At 63.2% G+C, this 19079-nt stretch carries 17 protein-coding genes and 1 pseudogene; 10 read left to right on the top strand and 8 right to left on the bottom strand.

Translation table 11 applies throughout. The features are described 5' to 3' along the window. Window positions 1-30 precede the first annotated feature (30 nt). A pseudogene (locus tag BDD18_RS14225) lies at window positions 31-972 on the top strand (bestrophin family protein). Between the two features lie 108 nt (window positions 973-1080). Here BDD18_RS14225 and BDD18_RS14230 read toward each other — a convergent pair. The 3 genes from BDD18_RS14230 to BDD18_RS14240 are packed head-to-tail and all read right to left on the bottom strand — an operon-like array spanning window position 1081 to window position 4163. Next, window positions 1081-2196 (bottom strand): acyl-CoA dehydrogenase family protein, encoded by a 1116-nt coding sequence (locus BDD18_RS14230; RefSeq protein ID WP_142083848.1) that lies wholly within the window; start codon window positions 2194-2196, stop codon window positions 1081-1083. Window positions 2197-2220: 24 nt separating this feature from the next. Further along, window positions 2221-3402, bottom strand: a complete 1182-nt coding sequence (locus BDD18_RS14235; protein WP_142083850.1) for an acyl-CoA dehydrogenase family protein — start codon at window positions 3400-3402, stop codon at window positions 2221-2223. A gap of 47 nt (window positions 3403-3449) precedes the next feature. Beyond that, window positions 3450-4163: a YceH family protein gene (locus BDD18_RS14240; protein WP_142083852.1), complete on the bottom strand. Its 714-nt coding sequence runs from the start codon at window positions 4161-4163 to the stop codon at window positions 3450-3452. A gap of 21 nt (window positions 4164-4184) precedes the next feature. On the opposite strand from BDD18_RS14240, the gene purN reads away from it, so the two are divergent. Further along, complete coding sequence (purN, locus tag BDD18_RS14245; protein WP_142083854.1) at window positions 4185-4766, top strand: phosphoribosylglycinamide formyltransferase; 582 nt, start codon at window positions 4185-4187, stop codon at window positions 4764-4766. A 41-nt stretch (window positions 4767-4807) separates the two neighbouring features. Here purN and BDD18_RS14250 read toward each other — a convergent pair whose 3' ends face one another. Both BDD18_RS14250 and BDD18_RS14255 read right to left on the bottom strand, forming a co-directional pair. Next, complete coding sequence (locus tag BDD18_RS14250) at window positions 4808-5362, bottom strand: hypothetical protein (RefSeq protein ID WP_142083855.1); 555 nt, start codon at window positions 5360-5362, stop codon at window positions 4808-4810. Window positions 5363-5611: 249 nt separating this feature from the next. Next, window positions 5612-5875: a DUF1653 domain-containing protein gene (locus tag BDD18_RS14255; RefSeq protein WP_211360773.1), complete on the bottom strand. Its 264-nt coding sequence runs from the start codon at window positions 5873-5875 to the stop codon at window positions 5612-5614. 79 nt (window positions 5876-5954) lie between these two features. Here BDD18_RS14255 and BDD18_RS14260 point away from each other — a divergent pair, with 79 nt between their 5' ends. The 3 genes from BDD18_RS14260 to BDD18_RS14270 all read left to right on the top strand — a co-directional run bounded on the left by BDD18_RS14260 (window position 5955) and on the right by BDD18_RS14270 (window position 10526). After that, on the top strand, window positions 5955-7808 hold the full coding sequence (locus BDD18_RS14260) for a M48 family metallopeptidase (RefSeq protein WP_142083859.1): 1854 nt from the start codon (window positions 5955-5957) through the stop codon (window positions 7806-7808). A gap of 93 nt (window positions 7809-7901) precedes the next feature. After that, window positions 7902-9176 (top strand): RsmB/NOP family class I SAM-dependent RNA methyltransferase, encoded by a 1275-nt coding sequence (locus BDD18_RS14265; protein ID WP_142083861.1) that lies wholly within the window; start codon window positions 7902-7904, stop codon window positions 9174-9176. Window positions 9177-9311: 135 nt separating this feature from the next. After that, entirely contained in the window at window positions 9312-10526 is a 1215-nt protein-coding gene (locus BDD18_RS14270; RefSeq protein WP_142083863.1) for a DesA family fatty acid desaturase, read from the top strand. A 244-nt stretch (window positions 10527-10770) separates the two neighbouring features. Here the strand turns inward: BDD18_RS14270 and rpmG are convergent, their stop codons facing one another. The 3 genes from rpmG to trxB all read right to left on the bottom strand — a co-directional run bounded on the left by rpmG (window position 10771) and on the right by trxB (window position 12325). Next, entirely contained in the window at window positions 10771-10941 is a 171-nt protein-coding gene (rpmG, locus tag BDD18_RS14275; protein WP_008904999.1) for a 50S ribosomal protein L33, read from the bottom strand. Between the two features lie 11 nt (window positions 10942-10952). Continuing rightward, the gene (gene rpmB, locus BDD18_RS14280; protein ID WP_015013086.1) at window positions 10953-11186 is read right to left on the bottom strand and encodes a 50S ribosomal protein L28; all 234 of its coding nucleotides are present in this window, start codon (window positions 11184-11186) and stop codon (window positions 10953-10955) included. A 185-nt stretch (window positions 11187-11371) separates the two neighbouring features. After that, window positions 11372-12325, bottom strand: a complete 954-nt coding sequence (trxB, locus tag BDD18_RS14285; RefSeq protein WP_044395953.1) for a thioredoxin-disulfide reductase — start codon at window positions 12323-12325, stop codon at window positions 11372-11374. 193 nt (window positions 12326-12518) lie between these two features. Between trxB and BDD18_RS14290 the strand changes: the two genes are divergently transcribed. The 5 genes from BDD18_RS14290 to BDD18_RS14310 all read left to right on the top strand — a co-directional run bounded on the left by BDD18_RS14290 (window position 12519) and on the right by BDD18_RS14310 (window position 19072). Further along, a complete protein-coding gene (locus tag BDD18_RS14290; RefSeq protein WP_066690907.1) occupies window positions 12519-13196 on the top strand; it encodes a Crp/Fnr family transcriptional regulator in 678 nt (225 codons plus the stop codon). 67 nt (window positions 13197-13263) lie between these two features. Beyond that, entirely contained in the window at window positions 13264-15597 is a 2334-nt protein-coding gene (locus tag BDD18_RS14295) for a DNA translocase FtsK (protein ID WP_142083865.1), read from the top strand. 90 nt (window positions 15598-15687) lie between these two features. Next, on the top strand, window positions 15688-16320 hold the full coding sequence (gene lolA / locus BDD18_RS14300; RefSeq protein ID WP_066690902.1) for an outer membrane lipoprotein periplasmic chaperone LolA: 633 nt from the start codon (window positions 15688-15690) through the stop codon (window positions 16318-16320). 167 nt (window positions 16321-16487) lie between these two features. Next, window positions 16488-17831 carry a replication-associated recombination protein A gene (locus BDD18_RS14305; protein ID WP_142083866.1) on the top strand — a complete coding sequence of 448 codons (1344 nt, stop codon included), beginning with the start codon at window positions 16488-16490 and terminating at the stop codon, window positions 17829-17831. Window positions 17832-18142: 311 nt separating this feature from the next. Beyond that, window positions 18143-19072, top strand: coding sequence for a branched-chain amino acid ABC transporter permease (locus BDD18_RS14310; protein ID WP_044395959.1), 930 nt, complete (start codon window positions 18143-18145; stop codon window positions 19070-19072). Window positions 19073-19079: the final 7 nt, after the last annotated feature.

The following is a 19079-nucleotide window of genomic DNA, read 5'->3' on the forward strand; positions in this document are numbered from 1 at the left end:
GAGAATCAGGGTTTTCCCTGAAATCCTCCCATGATCGTTCGCGATCGGCCCTCCGGCCTGCGTCTGTTTTTGCTGCTGCGTGGTTCCATCCTGCAGCGCATCCGCTGGACACTGCTGTTCAACACCCTGCTGGCCACGGCCGTGACGCTGGCGCACGGCAACCTGTTCACTTTCAAGATCACGCTCACTCCCATCCCCTTTACCTTGATGGGGCTGCCGCTTGCGATTTTTCTTGGCTTTCGCAACACCACGGCTTATGACCGCTACTAGGAAGGGCGCAAGCTGTGGGGCGAGTTGGTATTGCGCACGCGCAACCTGTCGCGCCAATGCCTGAGCCTGATTGAGCTGGACCAGCCCGTGGACCCTGCCAACCGCGCCGGGGACGTGCGGGTACGCATGGTGCACCGGGCGATTGCGTTTGTTCACGCCCTGCGCCTGCACTTGCGCTCGCAAAGCGACGATGCCTTGCTGCAGCGCTGGCTGCCTGCGCAGGATTGGCCACGCGTGGCCCAGTCCAGCGTACGGCCCGAGGCGATCATGCAGGGGCTGGGCCAAGACTTGCGCCAGTGCCTGCGCGAGGGGCGCATCGATCCCTGCCTGGCGGCGGGTATCGACACAACCTTGTCCGCCATGACGGCTTCCGCTGCCTCGTGCGAGCGGATTCGGAACACACCAGTGCCGTTCTCGTACACCCTGCTGCTGCACCGCACGGCTTACCTCTATTGCTTTTTGCTGCCCTTTGGTCTGGTGGATACCACCGGCTTCATGACGCCCTTTGTCGTCGCCATCGTGGCCTACACCTTCTTTGGGCTGGATGCGCTGGGCGATGAAATTGAAGAGCCTTTTGGTTTGGAGAGCAACGATCTGCCGCTGGACACCCTGTGCCGAGCTATTGAAATCAACCTGCGTGAGTCCCTGGGTGAAACTGATTTGCCACCCCCATTGTTGCCGGTGGACTACTTGCTGACGTGAGACAGGGCATCGCTGATACGCCCGTCTGATTCCTGGCCGAGTGGCTACCAGCCAGGGGATCGGCCTATGGGTTGGATGACCCATAGGCCGTTTGCGCGAATGCCGCGCTCAGGCAAACACGCCCGCCGTATCCTGCATCCGCGCAGAAACCTCGCCCAAGTGGTGCAGCGTGTCGCCAAACGCCACTTCCAGCTGCGTGAGCTTCTTGAAGTAGTGGCTCACGATGTACTCGTCTGTCACGCCAATGCCGCCATGCAGTTGCACGGCCTGCTGTCCCACAAAGCGCATCGACTGGCCCAGTTGCACCTTGGCACGGGCCATGGCCGCGCGGCGTTCTTCTGCGGGGGCGCCCAGTTTGAGGCTGGCGTAGTAGCTCATCGAGCGGGCCAGCTCCAACTGCATCTTCATGTCTGCCACGCGATGGCGCAGGGCCTGGAAGCTCGCAATGAACACGCCAAACTGCTTGCGCTGGTTCATGTATTCGACGGTGATGGCCAGCGTTTTGTCCATCACGCCCACGGCTTCGGCGCAGGTGGCGGCAATGCCGGTGTCCACGGCCAGTTCCAGCGCGGCCAGGCCGTCGGTGGTGATGAGCGTGGCGGGGGTGTTGACCAGGTGCACTTCGGCCGCGCGGCTGCCGTCTTGCGTGACGTAGCCCTGGGTGGTCACGCCACTCGCAGTACGCTCGACCAAGAAGAGGGCGATCTTGCCGTCCAGCTGTGCGGGCACGATGAAGGCATCCGCCTTGTCACCCGCAGGCACTACGCTTTTGATAGCTGTTACCGCATAGCCTGATTGCGCTAGGGCCGCTTTTGCCTCACAAACGTCCAGGCGGTAGCGTGCCTTGCGCTCTTGGTGCGCCAGCACTACGACGGCTTCGCCGCCGGCCACGCGGGGCAACCAGGCCGATTGCACTTCGGAGGGCGCGTGGTGGGACAGCACAGCGCTGGCAATGAAAGACTGCGCGATGGGTTCCAGCACGATGCCGCGGCCCAGTTCTTCGGCCACCACCATTGCGTCGATGGCGCCTTGGCCCATGCCGCCTTGCGCTTCGGGCACGGTGAGGGCCGTGAGGCCCAGTTCGGCCAGTTCGTTCCATGCGGCGCGGTCAAAGCCACCTGCTGCCACCGCGGCGCGGCGGCGCTCGAACGTGTAGCCCTTGTCCACCCACTTGCGTACGGCGTCGCGCAGTTGTTCCTGGTCGTCAGAAAAATCGAAATCCATGTTCTTGTCTCCTGGAACTTGGGATCAGCCGAGGACGGTCTGAGCCACGATGTTGCGCTGCACTTCGTTGGAGCCACCGTAGATGGTGGTCTTGCGCAGGTTGAAGTAGGTGGATGCCAGCGGCGCGTTGGCCACCACGCCGCCGGGGAAGTTGCCCTGCCAGCCGGCTTCCATGGCCTCTTCGATGAAGGGCATGGCAAAGGGGCCTGCGGCCAGCATCATCAGCTCGGCATAGCGTTGCTGGATCTCGCTGCCCTTGATCTTGAGCAGGCCCGCAATGTCGAGCGAGTTCTTGCCCGACTTCTCGGCCGACAGCACGCGCAGCACCAGCATTTCGAGCGCGACGATGTCCACTTCGAGCAGGGCGATCTGGTCACGGAAGCGCTGGTCATCCCACACGCCTTCGGTCTTGGCAATGCGCTTCAAGCGCTCCAGCTCGCGCTTGCTGCGGTTCACGTCGGCGATGTTGGTGCGCTCGTGGCTCAGCAGGTGCTTGGCGTACGTCCAGCCCTTGTTCTCTTCACCGATCAGGTTCTCGGCGGGCACTTCGACGTTGTCGAAGAACACCTCGTTCACTTCGCACTCGCCGTCCAGCAGCTTGATGGGGCGCACGGTGACGCCCTTGGACTTCATGTCCAGCAGCAGGAAGGAGATGCCCGTCTGGGGCTTGCCCTCGGTGCTGGTGCGCACCAGGTTGAACATCCAGTCGCCATGCTGGCCGAGGGTGGTCCAGGTCTTCTGGCCGTTGACGATGTACTTGTCGCCCACGCGCTCGGCGCGGGTTTTGACGCTGGCCAGGTCCGAGCCCGAACCGGGTTCGCTGTAACCCTGACTCCACCAGACTTCGCCGCTGGCGATGCCGGGCAAAAAGCGCTTTTGCTGCTCGGCATTGCCAAACGCCATGATCACCGGGGCCACCATGACGGGGCCGAAGGGGATGATGCGGGGCGCACCGGCCAGCGCGCACTCTTCTTCAAACAGGTGCTTTTGTACGGCCGTCCAGCCGGGGCCGCCAAATTCCTTAGGCCAGCCAAAGGCCAGCCAGCCTTTTTTGCCCAGAATCTTGGCCCAGCCCTGCATATCGTCGCGGGTCAGCCGCAGGGCGTTGTGCACCTTGTGGGAGATTTCCTTGGGCAGATTGGCTTGAACCCAGGTGCGGACTTCCTCGCGGAAGGCCTGCTCTTCGGGGGTGAATGCGAGATCCATGCAGCTTGTCTCCTATTGATTTTGTGTTTGTAGCACGGTCGTTCGTTTCAGTTCTGTCCGGGTGGTGACATGCTCGTCAACCCAGGCTCCAGGCCCAGCTCGTCGCACAGGCGGCGCACGGTGGCTTGCAGGCTGGCCACTTCGGCCTCCAGCGCTTGTACGCGGGCTTGCAGGGCGGGGGCAGGGGTATCCAGTGAGGGGGCCGGGTGGCCGCCGTAGGCCTGCTGGCTGGTGTCTACCGGCCCGCACAGCAGGTGGGCCCAGCGCGGCTCGCGGGCGCCGGGCGCGCGGGGCAGCAGCGCGACCAGCGGGCCGCCTTTTTCTTCGCTGCGGTTTTGCAATTCGTCCAAAAACGCTTCCACCGACGAGATGTCGGCAAAGCGGTGCCAGCGCTCGGCGTTGATGCGCAGCTCGCCCGCCGTCTGCGGCCCGCGCAGCATCAGCAGGCCCAGCAGCGCGGCCGACTGGTCGGGTACGCCCACGCCGCGCTGAAAGTTGTGTTCCCACCGTGTGGTGCGGTTGCCGCTGCTCTCAAACACCAGGGTCAGCAGCTTCAGTGAATCCAGTGCCTCTTGCGCTTCAGCATCCGTCAGTTGCATCACCGGGTCGCGGCTGGTTTTCTGGTTGCAGCCGGTGACCAGGCCATTGAGCGACATGGGGTAGCTGTCGGGCACCGTGCGGGCTTTTTCCATCAACGTCGCCAGCACGCGGGCTTCGTTGGGGGTGAGGGGGCGGGTGGCGGGGCTGAAGGGGGTGGACATGGCTGGGATAATCACGGGCAAATGAAGAACATTGTGATTTTGATCTCTGGCGGCGGCTCCAACATGGCAGCCATTGTGAAAACCGCGCAGCATGAGCAGTGGGAGCGCGCGTACGGTGTGCGCATTGCTGCCGTGGTGAGCAACAAGGCCGATGCCAAAGGCCTTGTGTTTGCCCGCGAGCACGGTATTGCCACCGCCGTGCTCGACCACAAGGCGTTTGAGAGCCGCGAGGCTTTTGATGCGGCACTGGCCCAGGCGATTGATCAGCACCAGCCGGCCCTGGTGGTGCTCGCCGGGTTCATGCGCATCCTGACGCCCGGTTTTGTAGAGCACTACGCCGGGCGGCTCATCAACATCCACCCTTCGTTGCTGCCCGCCTTCACCGGTCTTCATACGCACCAGCGCGCCATCGACGCTGGCTGCAAGTTTGCAGGCGTGACGGTGCACCAGGTGACGGCCGAGCTGGACGTGGGCCCCATCCTGGACCAGGCCGTGGTTCCCGTGTTGCCGGACGACACGGCGCAAACCCTGGCGGCGCGCGTGCTGACCCAGGAGCACATCATTTACCCCCGTGCGGTACGCAACTTGGTGCGGGCTTTGTAATCAAGCCTGATGCTGAACAGCACCCGCAGTTCAGCAGGTTCTTACAGGGTGGACACCACCTCGGCGGCGCTGCCATGCAGCACGGCCTTGACCTTGGCTGCTTGCTCTGGCGTAGTGGGGTGGGCCACCACCGCCCAGTGGTCGTGCCGCAGCGCAGACCGCACGCGGGTGATCAGGCGAATGTGGTCCGGCCGCATCGACAGCAGCCCGCCCGCCAGCAAACCAAACGTGGTGCCAAAGCCGACCAGTGCGATCAACGCCAGCAGCGGGCTGCTGGCGATCATGGGGTGCCCCGCGCGCGAGAACCATGCACACAGGGCCAGCCCTGCAACAGCCCCCGCCATGCCGCCCACCAGATGCGTTTGATAAAACGTGCGGGCAATGCCTTGGGGCTCAGGTTCCATCGCGTACGAAAAAATTTCACGGTGCGGTGCCCTCGCATCGTGCGGGCCCACCAGCCGCACCTGACCCGGCTGGAGGCTACCCAGCCGCATCACAGCAGCCATCGATGATTCGGCCTGGCCTTTCTGTGGATAAAGGCCAGCCACCTTGGTGAGGGAACGTTCTCCAAACAGCCCCTGAAGCAAATAAGCCACGGTGACCTCCGGCGTGGGGAATGAAACAAGCCTGGCTGCTGCGGTGTGGGGCGGGGCAGCAGGGTCACCCCGGCCCGGCAGCTTGGCCAAGCGGACGGTTTCAAATTAGCGTGAAGGGTGCTGCGGGGTTGTAGGACGTGCCAAGCCGTCCCGGTAGGCAGCCTTTGTACTGCGGATCGTGTGCTTTGAAGAAAAATGGGCTCTGGCGCTTTACCAGAAAGCGCTACTAGCTATTAAAAATATAGCAAATCAAGTGGTGGCTGGGCTGGCAGGGATGGAATCTGCGCACTTTTCGAAGCGCGGGCGCAGCACCCCGTCGATCGTGACCTGCTCGGCAAACATGGCGGCCGGGCGCACCCACAAGCCGTGTTCACCGTACAGGGCGCGGTACACGGTCATGGGCTCCAGCGTTTCGCTGTGCCGGGCGGTGCCCACCACCTCGTACAGGTTGCCTTTGTAGTGCCGGTACAAGCCCGGGGGTGTGGGGGACAAGGGAGGAAGCGTTTCGTTCATGGTTAGGATGGAAGGTTGTGCTGCGGCCGCCGACCACGGCGGTACCGCTAAAAAAATAAAAAAAGGGAGGGGTTAGGCCATGGAATGGGCAGATTTTGTGCATCTGGTGCGCACCAGCGAGCAAGACAGCGCCGAAAACAGCAGTGCGTACCGGCGCAGCGTAGCCGCTTTTGCCGCCCTGGGCTACGCCTGGGTGGTGGGCTGCGCCGTCGTCGCACTGGCGTTGGTGGCCTGGGCGTTGCCGCAGTTGCTGCAAGGGCGTTTTCGTTTCGGCTTGGTGTTGCTGCTGCTGGCAGCGGGTAGCCTGCTATGGGTCAGCCTGCGGGCGTTGTGGGTGCGCATTGCGCCGCCTGAGGGCGAAGAGATCACCGCCGAAGACGCCCCGGAACTGTTCCAGGCGCTGGAGCGCATCCGCCGCAAGGTGAAAGGCCCGGCGATTCACCATGTGCTGCTCAGCGATGAGTTCAACGCCAGCATCCAGCAGATTCCGCGCTATGGCCTGTTCGGTGGTGGCACCAATTACCTTGTGATTGGCCTGCCACTGCTGATGGCGCTGGACCGTGGCCGGTTTTTGTCGGTGCTGGCCCACGAATACGGCCACCTGCGCGGCGACCATGGTCGCTTTGGCGCCTGGATCTACCGCACCCGCTGGTCCTGGATGCAGCTGAACAAGAACCTGGGCGACGATACCGGCGTGGCTGGGGTTGCCACGCAGGCGTTTCTGCGCTGGTACTTTCCCCGCTTTGCTGCCAAAACCTTTGCGATGGCGCGGCAGGACGAATACGAGGCCGACCACATTGCCGGTCGCCTCGCGGGCCGCGAAGTCATGGCTGCGGCATTGATCGAGGTGGAGATCCGCGGGCGCTGGCTGCAAACCGAGTTCTGGCGTGACCATTGGTGCATGGCGGCCAGCCAGGCGTTGCCCGTGGGGCCTTTCCGTGGTTTGCGGCGCCTGCTGGCCCGCGCTCCCGAAGCCGCATTTGCCAACGATGCCTTGCGCCAGTCGCTCAAACGCATCAGCAACCTGGACGACACCCACCCCGGTTTGCGAGACCGGCTGGAAGCGCTGGACGCCGCTGGCACGCTGCCGGAGTGGTCGCGCGGCAGCGCCCTGGCCCTGCTGGGGCCTGAATACAAAGCCTGGATCGCCCGCTTTGACCGGCAATGGTGTGCCGACAACGCCACCGAATGGAAGCTGCACCACGCCTGGCTGCAGCGCGTGCGTGCCCGTGCCGAGGCCCTGCAGGCTGGCATGGCCCAGGCCAGCGCTGCCGACTTGGTGGAGCTTGCCCGATTGCGCAAACACCTGGATCCACGCGCCGACGTGCGCCCGCTGTACGAACTGGCGCTGGAGCGCAGCGCCGAACACCCGGGTGCCCTGCGCGGCCTGGTGCAGGCACTGCCTGAGGGGGACCGCGAAGCCAAGCTGGCCTGCCTGCACCGTTTGTGGGACGTGGGCAGCAACGACCGCTGGTGGGCCGCCCGCACGGCGCTGGCCGAGCTGGAAACCCCCCGGATGGGCTATGACCACGACGCAGCCGCCTTCAAGCAATGGCGCAAGCGGCTGGAGCGCGCCCAGGAATCGGAGGAGCGCGCCTGGGAAGAGTTGAGCCACCCGGCCTACTTCAGCCACATCGCACGCCACGATCTGAGCGAGTTCGAGCTGGGGGAGTTTCAGGCCGAGCTGGCCCGCTGCACCCCCATTGCGCGGGCCTGGCTGGTGCGCAAGAACCTGCGCGAGCACCCTCAGCGCCGTGCCTATCTGTTGTTTGTGGAGCTGCCCGGCATGGACGATGAAGACCGTTATGAGCTGTGCCGCTCGCTGGAACGCACGCTCGGGCTGCCCGGCCCGGTGCTGGCGCTGTGGGCGGGTGAATCGCCCACGCTGCAGGAGATTCGGCGCTCGGCGTTCGAGCCGGTGTTTTCGCGCTGAAGGGCCCCTGCTTGTGGCAAAGGCCAGGGGCTCTGGCGGGGTAGGGTGGGCCCGGCGCAGGTCGGCCTGGGGCCATAGTGGGACAATCGGGGGATGCATCCCAAAGTTCTTCTTGACGCCTGTGCCGAGCTGGTGCGGCTGACCCTCACGTTTGAACACCCGGCCGACGCCGTGGTGTCCCGCTTTTTTCGCGACAACCGCGGCCTGGGCCCGCGCGAGCGCGCCACCCTGGCAGAAACGGTGTACACCGTGCTGCGCAAAAAGCTCTTGTTCGACCACCTCGCGCCATCGGGTTCTGGCCCCAAGGAGCGGCGCCTGGCCATCCTGGGCTTTCATGGCCCGCGTGACTTTTTGAAGAGTGCGCTGACCGAGCAGGAAAAGAACTGGCTTGACCAGTGCGACGCCATCAACCCTGCCGACCTGATGGAGCGCCACCGCCACAACCTGCCCGAGTGGCTGGTACAGCCCCTCAAGGACCAGCTGGGCGACGAGTTCTGGCCACTGGCTGAAAGCATGGCGCAGAACGCGCCGCTGGATCTGCGCGTCAACGTTTTGAAAGAAAAACGGGCTGACGTGCAGAAGGAGCTTGCGCGGGCAGCTATTAAATCCGTAGCAACTCCGTATTCTCCCTGGGGCCTGCGCATTGAGGGCAAGCCCGCACTGACCAAGCTCGATGCCTTCACCCGTGGCGCCATCGAGGTGCAGGACGAAGGCTCGCAACTGCTGGCCTTGCTGCTGGACGCCAAACGCGGCGAAATGGTGGTGGACTTTTGCGCCGGTGCTGGTGGCAAGACCCTGGCGATTGGCGCCACCATGCGCAGCACGGGCCGCCTGTATGCGTTTGATGTGTCTGCCCACCGGCTCGATGCCCTCAAACCCCGCATGGCCCGCAGCGGCCTGTCGAACATCCACCCTGCTGCCATTGCCCACGAGCGCGACGAGCGTATCAAGCGCCTGGCCGGCAAGATCGACCGCGTGCTGGTGGACGCCCCTTGCTCGGGCTTGGGCACCCTGCGCCGCAATCCTGACCTCAAATGGCGCCAGTCTGCCAAGGCGGTGCAAGAGCTGGTGGTCAAACAGGCCGCCATTCTGGACAGCGCCGCCCGCTTGCTCAAACCGGGCGGGCGTCTGGTCTATGCCACCTGCAGCATCTTGCCGCAGGAAAACGAGGCCATTGCCGAAGCGTTTACCGCAGCCCACCCGGATTTCGTGCCGCTGGATGCGGGTGAAGTTCTGAGCCAGCTGAAAGTGGAGCAGGCCGCCAGCCTGTGCAGCGGTGGTGAGACTGGCACAGCCTATTTGCGCATGTGGCCCCACCGCCACCAGACGGACGGTTTCTTTGCCGCCGTGTGGACGCGCAAGGGTTGATCCTCCGGCAACTGTGTTGCCCCTGGCCGCGTCCATTCGCGGGGAACCCCGATCCCCAAAAATGGAATGCCGTCCTAGAATTTGTGTCGAGTGCCCCGCGTGGGCTGTTTTGTGTGTGGAAGAGGCAGTGTGAATATGTTGTTACCTGATTGGGCGGTGCTTGACGCCATCATTGATTGGCTGGGCCATGGCCTGTGGAACCTGACCTGGTGGCAGATCGTTCTGTACACGCTGGTCACGACGCACATCACCATCGCTGCCGTGACGATCTTCTTGCACCGTGCACAGGCCCACAGGGCGCTGCAGTTGCACGCCATCCCCTCGCACTTCTTCCGTTTCTGGCTGTGGGTCGGCACGGGCATGCAAACCAAGGAATGGGTGGCCATTCACCGCAAGCACCACGCCAAGTGCGAAACGCCGGACGACCCACACAGCCCGCAGACCCGTGGGCTGGATACCGTGATGTGGCGCGGCGCCGAGCTGTACCGTGCTGAGGCCAAAAACCCCGAAACCCTCCAGAAATTTGGCCACGGCACCCCCAATGACTGGGTGGAGCGCAACGTGTACAGCCGCTTTGGCTGGCAGGGTGTGGGCCTGATGCTGATTTTGAATCTGGCCTTGTTCGGCGCTGCAGGCGCTGCCGTGTGGGCGGTGCAGATGGTCTGGATTCCGTTCTGGGCGGCTGGGGTGGTCAATGGCGTGGGCCACTACTGGGGCTACCGCAACTTCGAGGCGCAAGACGCCAGCACCAATCTCTCGCCCTGGGGCATCCTGATTGGCGGGGAAGAGTTGCACAACAACCACCACACCTACCCCACGGCGGCCAAGTTCTCGGTCAAGCCGTTTGAATTCGACATTGGCTGGCTGTACATCAGCCTGATGCAAAAAGTGGGCTGGGCCACGGTGAAGAAGGTACCTCCCAAGCTGCAGTTGGGTGCCCCCAAGCCTGTGGCCGATGAGAAAACGCTGGAAGCCTTGATCGCCAACCGCTACGAAGTGATGGCAGGCTATGCCCGGGGTGTGCGCCAGGCGTGCAAGGATGAAATGGCTGCCTTGAAGGCGCGCCATGGCGATGTGTCCGTGCTCAAGGCCGCCAAGCGCTGGCTGCACCGCGACACCGAGAAAGTGCCTGCGCAGGCCTTGCCCCAACTGGCCCAGGTGCGTGCCGCGTACCCTGCGCTGGACACCATGGTCACCATGCGCGAAGAACTGCGCCAGTTGTGGCTCAACACCTCGCACTCGCGCGAGCAGCTCACTGCAGATTTGCAGGCCTGGTGCCGCCGCGCTGAAGAAAGCGGTATCGCCGCGCTGCGCGAATTCTCCTTGCGCTTGCGCTCCGTGCAGGCCTGATCTAGCGGGGGCTCTGTAAAGGCTCGGTTGCCCTGGGGGGCCTCTACGGGTGTCCCAGACTGCTGCGGTGAGCTGCGTGGGCTGCTGTTTTGGCATGGCAGCCCGGCACGCAGAAGATTTCCTGACGCTTTGCTTTGAGGCCATCGCCCTCTTTGACCGCCAGCAATTCAGATGCAGATAGCACAGACATAAAAAAAACCGCCGGGCATTGCTGCCGGGCGGTTTTTTCGGGATGAAGGCTGAATTACTTCAGCTTCATTTCCTTGTATTCCACATGCTTGCGAGCTTTTGGATCAAATTTCATGATCAGCATCTTCTCGGGCATGGTCTTCTTGTTCTTGGTCGTGGTGTAGAAGTGGCCGGTACCCGCAGTGGATTCCAGCTTGATCTTGTCGCGTCCGCCTTTGCTTGCCATGGTGCTACTCCTTAAGCCTGGCCACGGGCACGCAGGTCTGCGAGCACCGAGTCGATACCGTTCTTGTCGATCAAACGCAGGGCAGCGCTCGAAACACGCAGGCGCACCCAGCGGTTTTCGCTCTCAACCCAGAAACGGCGGTATTGCAGGTTCGGCAGGAACCGGCGCTTGGTTTTGTTGTTGGCGTGGGAAACGTTGTTCCCAGTCATGGGCTTCTTGCCCGTTACGTCGCAGACGCGTGCCATCAGGACACTCCGATACTTTTATAACGACCATTTGCGGGCGCCCTGGCAAATTGCGCAGGGCTCGCTAGCGGTCTCACCTCGCCAGAAAGGGTGGCGGTAACCCGATTGTTGAACCTGAAGTTCCGCCAAGACGGCGGGCAGGATTCAGCAAAGCCGCAGATTATAGCCTGCGGCCTGCTTTTCGATCAAGCCTCTTGTTCCAGGAAGCGCTGCGCATCGAGTGCGGCCATGCAGCCCGTGCCCGCGCTGGTGATGGCTTGGCGGTACACGTGGTCTTGCACGTCGCCTGCTGCAAACACGCCGGGCACGCTGGTCTGGGTGGCAAAGCCCTTGAGGCCGCCCTGCGTGACGATGTAGCCGTTGTCCATTTCCAGCTGGCCCTGGAAGATTTCAGTGTTGGGCGCATGGCCAATCGCGATGAAGCAGCCCTTGAGTTCGATGTCTTGGGTGCTGCCGTCTTGCGTGCTCTTGATGCGAATGCCCGTCACGCCGGTGTCGTCGCCCAGCACTTCATCCAGGGTGTGGAACACCTTCAGCTCGATCTTGCCGGCAGCCACTTTTTCGTTCAGCTTGTCCACCAGAATGGGCTCGGCCTTGAACTTGTCGCGGCGGTGCACCAGCGTGACCTTGCGGGCGATGTTGGACAGGTAGAGCGCCTCTTCCACGGCAGTGTTGCCGCCACCCACCACGCACACGTCCTGGTCGCGGTAGAAGAAACCATCGCAGGTGGCGCAGCCCGACACGCCGCGACCCATGAAAGCTTCTTCCGAGGGCAGGCCCAGATACTTGGCCGATGCGCCGGTGGCGATGATGAGGGAGTCACAGGTGTAGGTACCGCTGTCGCCTGTGAGGGTGAAGGGGCGCTTGCTGAAATCGACCTTGTTGATGTGGTCGAAGATGATCTGGGTCTTGAAGCGCTCGGCGTGCTCCAGAAAGCGCTGCATCAGGTCCGGGCCTTGCACGCCGTGCACGTCAGCGGGCCAGTTATCCACTTCGGTGGTGGTCATCAGCTGCCCGCCCTGCGCCATGCCGGTGATCAGCACGGGGTTCAGGTTGGCACGCGCAGCGTAAACGGCGGCGGTGTAGCCGGCAGGGCCAGAGCCGAGGATCAGAACTTTCGCGTGTTGGGTGATAGACATGGTACAAGCCTGTGTTGTGCGCGCCTGCCAGGGAGGCTGGGCGCTGTTGGAAAATAAAAAGAAAGCCCACCAAGTATCCGCCGAGGGGCGGCACACAGGAACAGGCCGTTTTCAATCGTGGTGATTGTAAGAACCCATCAAAACCGGGGTGGTCGGGATGGGTTCGTTTTGCTGTTGAGGAGAAGTCTTTTCCATGTCGACCATGTTGTCCAACCTGGACCTGCTGCGCAGGGTGCCATTGTTCTCGTTGCTCACGGTGACGCAGGCGGAAGTGATCAGCGGGGCGGTGACCAAGCAACGCTACAAGCGCGGTGAGGTGCTGGTGGAGCAGGGGCAAAAGTCCAACGCCCTGGCCATTTTGCTGACGGGCAGGGCGCGCGTGGTGTCGGCCGACAGCCGCGGGCGCGAAGTGATTCTGGCCACGCTGGGGCCGGGCGACTACATCGGCGAGATGAGCATCATCGACAACGAGCCGCATTCGGCCACGGTGCGGGCCGAAGTGCAGACCGATGTGCTGCTGCTCGGTCGGGCGGACTTTGCCCGCTGCCTAGCGGAAAACGCCTCCATGTCGCTGGTGGTGATGCGCGGTCTGGTCAAGCGCCTGCGCCATGCCGACCGCAAAATTGAGTCACTGGCGTTACTGGATGTGTATGGACGCGTGGCCCATGCCCTGCTGGAGTTTGCGGTGCAGGATGCTCAGGGCCAGTGGGTCATTCGCGAGAAAATCTCGCGCCAGGATCTGGCCAAGATGGTGGGCGCCTCGCGCGAGATGGTCAGCCGCGTGATGAAAGACCTGGAAGAGCGTGCCTTTATCCAGACCCTGCCCAATGGCGTGACCCTGCTCAAAGAGCGCCTGAACTCCCTGAACTGAAGGCCATGTCCGCACCGCTGCGGGCGCGGTCTGCCCTTGCCCATGGGGTAAGCTTGCCCGGCACGTTATGACTTATTCCCTCAATACCTTGAATGCTTCTGCGGCGGCCAAGTCGCCCCCCCGCACCGGCGCGGCCCGGTTCGGACATGAGGTCAGTTTGCTGGTGGGGCTGTTGGCCCTGATTTTCTGGTTGCTGGCCTTGGTCAGCTATTCGGCTCAAGACCCGTCCTGGTCCTCATCGGGCGTGGGCTCGTCGCGCATGGTGGCCAACTGGGCGGGGCGCCTAGGGGCGTGGCTGGCCGATGGCAGCTACTTCGCGCTGGGTTTTTCGGTGTGGTGGTGCGTGGCAGCGGCCGTGTGCGCCTGGTTTGCGTCGTTGGCGCGGTGGATGCGCGGTGGTGAAGTGCCCGAAGGCGCTCCATCGCCCGCCATGCGCCGTCTGGTGTTCTGGGTGGGGCTGATTTTGCTCGTCTGTGCCAGTGCCGCACTGGAATGGTCGCGTCTGTACCGGTTCGAGTCGTACCTGCCAGGCGGCCACGGGGGCGGGGTACTGGGCTACACGGTGGGCTTGAGTGCCATGAAGTGGCTGGGTTTTACCGGTTCGGGCCTGGTGAGCATCGTGCTGCTGGTGGTGGGCGCTTCCATGGTGTTTCGCTTCTCGTGGGGGCATGTGGCCGAGTGGCTGGGTGGTCGCATTGATGCGCTGGTGCAGTCGCGCCTGGCGCAGCGCGAGGTGGCCAAAGACGTGGCCGTGGGCCGCAAGGCCGCGCGCGAACGTGCGGTGGTGGTGCGCGAAGAGCGCACCGAGAGCGAAGAGCACCACCCCGAGCCCGTGCAGATCATCGAGCCTGTGCTGGTGGATACCCCCCAGAGCGCACGGGTGGTGAAAGAGCGGCAAAAGCCCCTGTTCACCGACATGCCTGACAGCAAGCTGCCCATGGTGGACCTGCTGGACGGGCCGCAGCAGAAGCAGGAAACCGTTTCTTCCGACACGCTGGAGATGACCAGCCGCCTCATCGAGAAAAAGCTCAAGGACTTTGGCGTGGAAGTGCGTGTGGTGGCGGCCATGCCCGGCCCGGTGATCACACGCTATGAGATCGAACCCGCCACGGGCGTGAAGGGCTCGCAGATCGTGGGCCTCGCCAAAGACCTGGCGCGCTCGCTCAGCCTGGTGTCCATCCGCGTGGTGGAGACCATTCCGGGCAAGAACTACATGGCGCTGGAGCTGCCCAACGCCAAGCGCCAGTCGATTCGCCTGTCCGAAATCCTGGGCTCACAGATTTACCACGACGCCAAGAGCATGCTCACCATGGGCCTGGGCAAGGACATCGTGGGCAACCCGGTGGTGGCAGACTTGGCCAAGATGCCGCACGTGCTGGTGGCCGGTACCACGGGCTCGGGCAAGTCGGTGGGGATCAACGCCATGATTCTCTCGCTGCTCTACAAGGCGGAGGCGCGCGATGTGCGCCTGTTGATGATCGACCCCAAGATGCTGGAAATGTCGGTCTACGAAGGCATTCCGCACCTGCTGGCTCCGGTCGTGACGGACATGAAACAGGCCGCCCACGGCCTGAACTGGTGCGTGGCCGAGATGGAGCGCCGCTACAAGCTCATGTCCAAGCTTGGCGTGCGCAACCTGGCGGGCTACAACACCAAGATCGACGAAGCCAAGGCCAAGGAAGAGTTCATCTACAACCCCTTCAGCCTGACGCCCGAAGAGCCCGAGCCGTTGCAGCGCCTGCCGCACATCGTGGTGGTGATCGACGAGCTGGCCGACCTGATGATGGTGGTGGGCAAGAAGATCGAAGAGCTGATTGCCCGCCTGGCGCAAAAGGCCCGTGCGGCTGGCATTCACCTGATTCTGGCCACCCAGCGCCCCAGCGTGGACGTGATCACCGGCCTGATCAAGGCCAACATTCCCACCCGCATCGCCTTCCAGGTGAGCAGCAAGATCGACAGCCGCACCATTCTTGACCAGATGGGCGCCGAAGCGCTGCTGGGCATGGGCGACATGCTCTACATGGCCAGCGGCACGGGCCTGCCCATTCGGGTGCATGGCGCCTTCGTGTCAGACGAGGAAGTACACCGTGTCGTCAGTTACCTCAAGGAACAAGGGGAGCCGGACTACATCGAAGGGGTGCTGGAAGGTGGCACTGTAGAGGGCGACGGCGATTTGTCGGCAGAGGGGGGTGAAGGCGGTGAGAAAGACCCCATGTACGACCAAGCCGTCGAGGTGGTGCTGAAAGACCGCAAGGCCAGCATCTCTTATGTGCAGCGCAAGCTGCGCATTGGCTACAACCGCTCGGCCCGCCTGCTGGAAGACATGGAAAAAGCCGGCTTGGTCAGCGCCCTTACGGCCAGCGGCCAGCGCGAAGTGCTGGTGCCTGCGCGCGAGGGCTGATCTGCACCCAGCCCGTAGCCCGTGGCAGCCCCGGCCCGCGAGGGTCTGTGGGCCAGCAGGGGGGCGAGCATCGCGTTCTAGGAGTTTTTGTTGAAAAAGATTTTCACTGCAATTTTGATAGCTGCCAGCGCAAGCCTGGCAAGCGCTGATGGGCTAAAAAGCCTTGAAAACTTCATGAAAGGCACGCAGACCGGGCGGGCCGATTTCACGCAGGTGGTGACCTCTCCGCCCAAAGACGGGCAGGCCGCACGCAGCAAGACCTCCAGCGGCACCTTCGAATTCCAGCGCCCAGGGCGCTTCAAGTTCGTCTACCAAAAGCCGTTTGAGCAAACCATCGTGGCCGATGGGCAAACCTTATGGTTGCTGGATGTGGACCTGAACCAGGTCACCCAGCGTTCGCAGGCGCAGGCACTGGGCTCCACGCCTGCTTCGCTGATTGCCTCGGCGGCAGACCTGTCGGCCCTGCGGGCTGATTTCACACTGGCCGCCGCGCCTGACCAGGATGGCTTGCAGTGGGTGCAGGCCACCCCCAAGGCCAAGGATGGCCAGTTGCAAAGCGTGCGCGTGGGGTTTGCGGGCGAACAACTGGCGGCGCTGGACATTGTGGACAGCTTCGGCCAGCGCTCGGCGATTCGTTTCAAGGGCATGCAGGTCAACCCGGCGCTGCCCGCCAGCACCTTCCAGTTCAAGCCACCGGCCGGTGCAGACATCGTCAAGCAATAAAGCCGGTGGACTGACAGCCCCGGCCATAGGCCAGATGAGTGGAATGGTGGGTGCTATGATTTCAATAGCTGCCTGCGCTTGTAGATAAAGCGCTACCCGCTGTTTTTGCTTCAAGTGCGCATGGCCTGTGGTGCAATAGCTGCTCCGGCCCGTGTGCACTCCACTTTATGACCCGAAAACCCACTGACCTCGTCGCTTCCCCCTTGGGCTTGCACCAGCCCCTGGCCGAAGTCTTGCGCCCGCGCACACTGGCCGAGGTGGTGGGCCAGCAGCATGTGCTGGGGCCGGGCATGCCGCTGCGGCTGGCGTTCGAGTCGGGCCGCCCGCACAGCTGCATCCTGTGGGGGCCGCCGGGCGTGGGCAAAACCACCATCGCCCGGCTGATGGCCGATGCGTTTGATGCGCAGTTCATCAGCATCAGCGCGGTGCTGGGTGGAGTGAAAGACATCCGCGATGCGGTGGAGCGCGCCCAGGCGGCGCGTGATGGGCTCATGCAGCAGCGCACCCTGGTGTTTGTGGACGAGGTGCACCGCTTTAATAAAAGCCAGCAGGACGCCTTCTTGCCGCATGTCGAGAGCGGCCTGTTCACCTTCATTGGGGCCACCACCGAGAACCCATCGTTCGAGGTGAACTCGGCCCTGCTGTCGCGTGCGGCCGTGTATGTGCTGCAACCGCTGTCCGCCGACGATTTGAAGCAAATTGTGGCCCTGGCGCAATCCCATCAAGCGGTACCAGCTATGGAAAGCATAGCAATTGATCGCTTGGTGGCTTATGCCGATGGCGACGCCCGCAAGCTGCTCAACACGCTCGAAACCCTGGCCATGGCGGCCACCCAGGAAAAGCTGGAAGAGATCACCGACGCCTGGCTGCTGAAAGTGCTGGGTGAGCGCATGCGCCGCTACGACAAGGGCGGCGAGCAGTTCTACGACACCATCAGCGCGCTGCACAAGTCGGTGCGCGGCTCTGACCCCGATGCGGCGCTGTACTGGCTGGTGCGCATGCTCGATGGTGGTGCAGACCCGCGCTACATGGCCCGCCGCTTGGTGCGCATGGCCAGTGAAGACATTGGCCTGGCCGACCCGCGTGCCCTGCGCCTGGCGCTGGATGCCGCCGAGGTGTACGAACGCCTGGGCTCGCCCGAGGGCGAACTGGCCCTGGCCGAATGTGTGGTGTACCTGGCTGTGGCCCCCAAGTCCAACGCGGTGTACAAGGCGTACAACGCGGCCAAGGCCTGGGTGAAGCAGGACGGTACCCGGCCTGTGCCCATGCATTTGCGCAACGCCCCCACGCAGCTGATGAAGCAGCTCGACTACGGCAAGGGCTACCGCTACGCGCACGACGAGGAGGGCGGTTTTGCGGCGGGCGAGCGCTATCTGCCCGACGGCATGGCCGACCCCGGCTTTTACGAGCCGGTGGAGCGTGGTCTGGAAATCAAGATCGCCCAGAAGCTGCGCGACCTGCGCGAGCGCAACGCCGCCGCAGACCTTTCGCACCCGCCTAGCGCTGAATAACCCCTTTTCTGGGGCCTGCGTGGCCCCTTATGCCGATCGTGCATGGGCTGGGTAATAAGTTCGCACATCGGTTGTGGGTGGTGCATCAAAATTCCTTATGGATTGCTTTTGCGGCTGATGAAGCGCAAATCCGCGGGAAAACCCCGCCACTGCTGGCGTGGAGCCGAAACGAGTACTCGCTACAATCGCGACCACAAACCCGCACAGCTGCATTTCTGGCGGGTTTTTTGCTAGATGGCAGTCGGGCCCAAAAGGCTGCACCGATTCCGGTGTCTGCACGATGGGCACGTCACAAACGAAGGACTTTTCTTATGGACATTTTGCTGCAGCAGATCATCAACGGTCTGGTATTGGGCAGCATGTACGCCTTGATAGCCTTGGGCTACACGATGGTGTACGGCATTATTCAACTGATCAATTTCGCCCACGGCGAAGTGCTCATGATCGGTGCACTCACAAGCTGGAGCTGTATTGGCTTGATGCAAGGGGCCATGCCCGGCGCGCCAGGCTGGGTCATCCTGCTTCTGGCCACGCTCATCGCCTGTATCGTGGCCGCCAGCCTGAACTTTGTCATTGAAAAAGTGGCATACCGGCCGCTGCGCAACAGCCCGCGCCTGGCTCCCCTGATCACCGCCATCGGCATGTCGATCTTGCTGCAGACGCTGGCCATGATCATCTGGAAGCCCAACTACAAGCCCTATCCCACGATGTTGCCCAGCACGCCTTTCCAGGTGGGTGGCGCCTTCATCACCCCCACGCAGATCCTGATTCTGGGCGTGACGGCCATCGCACTGGCTTCCCTGGTCTATCTGGTGAACCACACCAACCTGGGCCGCGCCATGCGCGCCACGGCGGAAAACCCCCGCGTGGCCTCGCTCATGGGCGTCAAGCCCGACATGGTGATCTCTGCCACCTTCATCATCGGCGCCATCCTGGCCGCCATCGCCGGCATGATGTACGCCTCCAACTACGGCACGGCGCAGCACACCATGGGCTTCCTGCCCGGTCTCAAGGCCTTCACGGCAGCCGTGTTTGGCGGCATCGGCAACCTGGCCGGTGCGGTGGTGGGCGGCATCTTGCTGGGCCTCATCGAAGCCATTGGCTCGGGCTACATCGGCACGCTCACGGGCGGTTTGCTGGGCAGCCACTACACCGACATCTTTGCGTTCATCGTGCTCATCATCATCCTGACGCTGCGCCCCTCGGGCCTGCTGGGTGAGCGTGTGGCCGATCGCGCCTGAGGAGCCT

It is taken from the genome of Acidovorax temperans (genome assembly GCF_006716905.1).
Taxonomy (GTDB): domain Bacteria; phylum Pseudomonadota; class Gammaproteobacteria; order Burkholderiales; family Burkholderiaceae_C; genus Acidovorax; species Acidovorax temperans.